At 60.0% G+C, this 5,612-nt stretch carries 7 protein-coding genes; 3 read left to right on the top strand and 4 right to left on the bottom strand.

Features of this window, described 5'->3' with window-relative positions:
* From LD28_RS0111560 to fldB, 3 genes are all read right to left on the bottom strand, one after another.
* A partial coding sequence (locus LD28_RS0111560; protein ID WP_033137120.1) for a PmbA/TldA family metallopeptidase occupies positions 1-327 on the bottom strand: 327 nt, incomplete at its 3' end.
* 58 nt (positions 328-385) lie between these two features.
* A complete protein-coding gene (locus tag LD28_RS0111555; protein WP_033137119.1) occupies positions 386-1,786 on the bottom strand; it encodes a TldD/PmbA family protein in 1,401 nt (466 codons plus the stop codon).
* A gap of 202 nt (positions 1,787-1,988) precedes the next feature.
* Positions 1,989-2,507, bottom strand: coding sequence for a flavodoxin FldB (gene fldB / locus LD28_RS0111550; RefSeq protein ID WP_033137118.1), 519 nt, complete (start codon positions 2,505-2,507; stop codon positions 1,989-1,991).
* Positions 2,508-2,735: 228 nt separating this feature from the next.
* Here fldB and xerD point away from each other — a divergent pair, with 228 nt between their 5' ends.
* Positions 2,736-3,635 carry a site-specific tyrosine recombinase XerD gene (gene xerD, locus LD28_RS0111545; protein WP_033137121.1) on the top strand — a complete coding sequence of 300 codons (900 nt, stop codon included), beginning with the start codon at positions 2,736-2,738 and terminating at the stop codon, positions 3,633-3,635.
* Between the two features lie 71 nt (positions 3,636-3,706).
* On the opposite strand, the gene mscL is transcribed toward xerD, so the two are convergent.
* Entirely contained in the window at positions 3,707-4,117 is a 411-nt protein-coding gene (gene mscL, locus LD28_RS0111540; RefSeq protein WP_033137117.1) for a large-conductance mechanosensitive channel protein MscL, read from the bottom strand.
* Between the two features lie 315 nt (positions 4,118-4,432).
* Between mscL and LD28_RS0111535 the strand changes: the two genes are divergently transcribed.
* Positions 4,433-5,080, top strand: coding sequence for a disulfide isomerase DsbC N-terminal domain-containing protein (locus LD28_RS0111535; protein ID WP_050514314.1), 648 nt, complete (start codon positions 4,433-4,435; stop codon positions 5,078-5,080).
* Positions 5,046-5,612: DHH family phosphoesterase (locus LD28_RS0111530; RefSeq protein ID WP_033137115.1), on the top strand; the 567-nt coding region annotated here is incomplete at its 3' end. The genes LD28_RS0111535 and LD28_RS0111530, both read left to right, overlap by 35 nt.

The following is a 5,612-nucleotide window of genomic DNA, read 5'->3' as shown; positions in this document are numbered from 1 at the left end:
ATCTGTGGTGAGCCGGCTATTGGCCACCGAGATGCGCTGATCCGCATCCACCTTGGCAAAGCGGCTGGCATCGAGCGCATCTTGCAGCATGGCATCGAGCGCCAGCTCATCGAGGGATTCCGAGTAGGCGATGCCGACCCGGCCCTCCTTGATCAGGCGAATGCCGAGTTGTTGGCTGCTGGTCACCTTGTATTCACCGAGTTCGCCCTTGTCAGCCTTGAGGGAGAAGGCTTTCTCCTGATTGGCGATGATGTCTGCCTCGGCACCGAGGTCGGCCACTTTATCCAGTAGACGGGTGAGCAGTAGGTTCATGTCGAGTTGGCTCATCAGGCGTTCCCCCCGATCAGCATAAGGTCCACTTTCAGGAGCTTAATGGTGTCATTCATCAGGAATTACCTCCCACCAGGATATTGTCCACTTTGAGTGCGGGTTGGCCCACCGAGGTGGGGACCGAGCCCGAGACCGAGCCGCACATACCGGCGGCCAGCGCCAGATTGCTGCCCACCATGGAGATCTCTTTCAGCACCTGCGGACCGGTACCGATCAGGGTGGCCGACTTGAGCGGCTTGGTGATCTTGCCGTGCTCGATGAGGTAGGCCTCCTGCACGTTGAAGTTGAACTCGCCGGTGCCGGGCTGTACCGAGCCGCCCCCCATCTTCTTGGCGTAGATGCCGTGCTCCACCGTGGCCAGCATATCGTCGAGGCTGTGGTTGCCCGGTTCGATATAGGTGTTGCGCATGCGCGAGGTGGGGGCGTACTTGTACGATTCACGCCGACCCGAGCCGGTGCGGGCGTAGCCAGTTTTGATTGCGCCCATTCGGTCCACCAGAAAGCCGGTCAGTACGCCGTCCTTGATGAGCTGGGTATGCTGGGTCGCCATCCCCTCGTCATCGACGTTGATGGAGCCCCAGGCATTACCTTGCAGCCCTTCGTCCACCGCATTGACCACCGGATTGGCGATGAGCTGGCCCATCTTGTCGTGGAATACCGAGGCCTTCTTGGCCACAGAGGTGGTCTCCAGTAGATGGCCGCACGCCTCGTGGAAGATGACGCCGCCAAAACCGTTCTCCATGATGACCGGCAGGGTGCCGCTCGGGCAGGGGGCCGCACCCAGTTTCACCAGTGCCTGACGGGTGGCGGTGAGCGCCAGCTCGCGCGGATCGATGCGCTCGGCATGCTCCCAACCCATCAGGGCGCCCGGCGCCTCGTAGCCGACGCTCTGCTCGCTCCCTTCCCGGGCGATGGTCTGGGCCATGATGCGGTTGTAGTGGCGGCGATCAGCTACCTGCAACCCTTCGCTGTTGAAGATCTCCACCTCCTGCTCCCAGCCCAGCACGTTGCCGGAGAACTGGCTTACCTTGCCGCTCTCGGCGCGGGCCACCGCATCCATGGCGTGCAGATAGGCGATCTTCTGCTCCAGCAGCTTGTCGGCCGACAGCGGCAGGGCGATCGGGTTGCGGTCGGTCAGGCGACTGAAATCGAAGGCGGTGGCGGTCACCACGGGGTCGCGGCGGTCTTTGGCCGCCAGCAGGGTGACGATACGCAGCAGCTCGTCGCGGCTGGCCAGATTGGTGTAGCCGTAGAGCACCTTGTGGCCGTAGCAGAGGCGCACGCCGATGCCAAAATCGAGGCCGCCGCTGATGTTCTCTATCTGGCTGGAGAGCAGGCTGAGCTGGCTGCGGCGCTTGCGCTCCACAAAAAGCTCGGCGAAATCGGCACCCAGCGCCAGCGCGTGATCGAGTACGTCACGGGCGATGGTGGGGGCCAACAGGGAGAATGGAGTCATAGAGTATCCTTTTCTGGTCTGTCTGTTTGCTTCCGACACCCGGCGCTGATTGTTATGGGGTATCGGCTCCATTGTTGCAGACCAGCACAAAAAAGTCGCTATAGCGTCACGCGATGATACCGATTGAGAAAATCGGTGCGATAACTGCGCCCGGGCGGCCACATCAGTGGGCGAGTGGCCGCCTTGAGGGGAGGGGGAAGGATCAGAGCAGGGCGTGGATTTCGCTCAGGATCTGCTCGATCCACTGCTCGATGCGCGGATCGGTCTGGTCATATTGATTGGCATCGTCCAGCGCCAGTCCGACGAAGTGACGGCCATCGTCGATCAGTGCCTTGGAGGCATCGAATTCGTACCCTTCATTGGGCCAGTAGCCCACCAGCTTGACCCCTTTTGGCACCAGCTGATCGTGCAGCATGCCGAGGGCGTCCTGGAACCATTCGCCATAACCCAGCTGATCACCGAGGCCAAACAGGGCGATGATGCGTCTCTCCAGATGGAGATCGGCGATATCTTCCCAGCGGGACTCCCAGTCCTCCTGCAGTTCGCCAAAATCCCAGGTGGAGATGCCGAGGATCAGGATCTCGTAATCCTCCATCCGGCGCAGGGAGACATCCTTGATATTGTGAATATCCACCAGCTCGGGGCCGATGAGGGCGCGGATCTTCTCGGCAGCCATCTCGGTGTAACAGGTGGTGGAACCGTAAAACAGACCAATCTTCATCGCTCTTCTCTCTGTTGGCGCTTTCTCGCTTGCTTTTGGCGCCTTCTCGCATGCTCGTGTGGGCTGCGCCATGTTGGCAACACGATGGGTAACGTAAGGGGAGGGCGCCAGTCTAGCAGATTGCCATTCGACCTTCACCGCCCGGCAAGGCGGGCGGCAAAAGTGCCTTGTCTTTCCAATGAGCTGGCGCGTTACAATGGGCCATCGATCCCCTGATTGCAGCACACCATGAGCAAGCCCGACCCCCATCCCCTGATTGAACCCTTCCTCGACGCCCTCTGGCTGGAGCGGGGATTGTCTGACAACACGGTCAGCTCCTACCGCAGCGATCTGGAGAAGTTCTCCCTCTGGCTCGACGAGCAGGGGAGCTCGCTGCTGCTGGCGGGGATGGACGAGATCCAGCACTACCTCGCCTGGCGGGTGGATCACCTGTTTGCAGCAAGCAGCACCGCCCGCTTCCTGTCGGCTTTGCGCCGTTTTTACCAGTATCTCAACCGCGAGAAGCTGCGCAGCGATGACCCGACTGTACTGCTGGAGGGGCCCAAATTGCCGAAAAAATTGCCCTCCGATCTCAGCGAGGCCGAGGTGAACGCGCTGCTGACGGCGCCGCTGGTGGAGGACCCGCTAGAGCTGCGGGACAAGGCGATGCTTGAACTGCTCTATGCCACCGGGCTGCGGGTCTCCGAGCTGGTGGGGCTCACCGCCGAGCATGTCAGCCTGCGTCAGGGGTTGGTGCGGGTGGTGGGCAAGGGGAACAAGGAGCGGCTGGTGCCGATGGGTGAGGAGGCGATGCACTGGCTGGAGCGTTACTACCGGGAGGCGCGCACCCTGCTGCTGGGCGGCACCAGCTCGGATGTGGTATTTCCTTCCAAGCAGGCCCGTATGATGACCCGCCAGACCTTCTGGCATCGCATCAAGCTCTACGCGCAGCGGGCCGGGATCAACGGCGAGCTCTCCCCCCATACCTTGCGCCACGCCTTCGCGACCCATCTGCTCAATCACGGCGCCGATCTGCGGGTGGTGCAGATGCTGCTGGGCCACGCGGATCTCTCCACCACCCAGATCTACACCCATGTGGCCAACGAGCGGCTCAAGGCACTGCACGGTGAGCACCATCCCAGAGCCTGATCGTCATCCCCCTCAAAACAAAAAACCGCCAGCAGGCGGTTTTTTTATCTCTACACGACAGGAGATGGCGCTTATTGCCCTTGCCGGGATTTCAGCAGATCGCGGATCTCGGTCAGCAGTTCCTGATCCTTGGTCGGGCCTGCCGGTGCGGCGGCCTCTTCTTCCTGCTTTTTCTTGAGGGTGTTGATGGCCTTCAGCCCCATGAAGATGGCGAAGGAGATGATCAAAAAGTCGATGATGGTCTGGATGAACTTGCCGTAGGCGATGACCACGGCGGGTGTCGTCCCCTCTGCGGCCTTGAGGGTAACTGCCAGGTCGCTGAAGTCCACGCCGCCCAGGATCAGGCCGATAGGCGGCATGATCACGTCACCGACGAAGGAGGAGACAATTTTGCCGAAGGCGGCACCAATGATGATACCGACCGCCATGTCGATGACGTTGCCGCGGGCGGCAAAGGCTTTGAACTCTTGAATCAGGCTCATTTTTTTCTCCGAAATTAAACAAGATAGGGTGTTGCTTGCCCCTGCCAAAGGGCGAACTCTTATCAGGAAAACGGAGGTGAGATCGCGTTATTCCTGTCGTCCTGACTAGCTTGCTGGGGTTGGTCTCTCTTGGCAATCGGGCGGTATGCTTTTTTTGGTATGGCATGATATTAATTTTTTGCTAAGTAGCCGGTTGAATAACGAACTTTGCTACTGTAATTTGCGGAGTCCATTCATTCATACCGCGTGAGTAAACCAGTGAAGTATTTACTACTGGGAATGATGCTGCTGTGCACATTTGCTGCCAGAGCGGGGATGGATCCCCAAGCCTTGAAAGCCGCCATTTCCACTCGGCTTGGGATACCCGTTTATATGGTGGATCAGACACCTATTACGGGCCTCTATATGCTGGGCACCTCCAAGGGAGTGCTCTACAGCGATGCCAAAGGGGACTATGTGGTACAGGGGGTCATGCTGGATATGACCCATGATATGAAGAACCTCACCATCTCCGGCATGCGAAGTCAGCGTCGACTGGGGTTGTCTCAGGTGGCCCATGCCCCTCTGGTGATCAAGGCCAGCAATGAGCGCCACCGGGTTGCACTCTTTCTCGGTGAACAGGACGCGGCGCGCCGCCAACTGCCCGACACGTTGCAACATCTGCAGGCGTCCGGAGTGAGTGTCGAGGTCTACCCCGTCATAGAACACGCTTCACAAGCGGCTGACTGGTGCAACGATCCCCTGTTGCAAAACGATCCCTTTAAAGCTTATTTGCCTCAAAAGGCATGTAGTGAGACCCTTATCCAAAATATTGGCCTGAGCCAATGGTTGGGGGTCAAGGTACTGCCGGCCTGGGTCTCCTCCGACGGGGATCTGGTGCGCGGGTATCAGAGCCCCGAACAGCTGCTCAAGATACTGGATCACATAGATGCCCCTGCAAATCCGTCGTCGTCCGCGAGTTGATGATTCCCATCTGCCTGCCACTCTGCATCCTCTACTTCGCCAAATCTTCGCCAGCCGTGGCGTAGATGATCCCGTCCTGCTGGAGCGCAGCGCCAGCCAGCTGTTGCCGCCCCAGCGCCTCTATGGCATGGAGCAGGCGGTGCCGCTGCTGGCGGATGCCCTGACCACCCAGAAACGGATCCTTATCGTCGGTGACTTCGACTGCGACGGTGCCACCAGCTCGGCCCTGTGCGTGCTGGCCCTGCGTGCCATGGGTGGCCGCCACATCGATTTTCTGGTGCCCAACCGCTTCGAATTCGGCTACGGCCTCACCCCCGAGATCGTCGAACTGGCGGTGGCCCGCGGCGCCGAGTTTCTGATCACGGTGGACAACGGTATCTCCAGCATCGCCGGGGTGGCGGCGGCCAAGGCGGCTGGCATGCAGGTAGTGGTTACCGATCACCATTTGCCGGGTCAGGAGTTGCCTGACGCCGATGCTATCGTCAATCCCAACCAGCACGGTTGCGACTTCCCCTCCAAGTCGCTGGCCGGG

Source organism: Aeromonas finlandensis (genome assembly GCF_000764645.1).
Lineage (GTDB): Bacteria > Pseudomonadota > Gammaproteobacteria > Enterobacterales > Aeromonadaceae > Aeromonas > Aeromonas finlandensis.
This window is presented reverse-complemented; position numbering and strand designations above follow the sequence as displayed.

Coding starts and splice junctions, on each gene's coding strand:
- LD28_RS0111555 (WP_033137119.1), bottom strand. CDS start 1,786: ATGACTCCATTCTCCCTGTTGGCCCCCACCATCGCCCGTGACGTACTC.
- fldB (WP_033137118.1), bottom strand. CDS start 2,507: ATGAAGATTGGTCTGTTTTACGGTTCCACCACCTGTTACACCGAGATG.
- xerD (WP_033137121.1), top strand. CDS start 2,736: ATGAGCAAGCCCGACCCCCATCCCCTGATTGAACCCTTCCTCGACGCC.
- mscL (WP_033137117.1), bottom strand. CDS start 4,117: ATGAGCCTGATTCAAGAGTTCAAAGCCTTTGCCGCCCGCGGCAACGTC.
- LD28_RS0111535 (WP_050514314.1), top strand. CDS start 4,433: ATGGATCCCCAAGCCTTGAAAGCCGCCATTTCCACTCGGCTTGGGATA.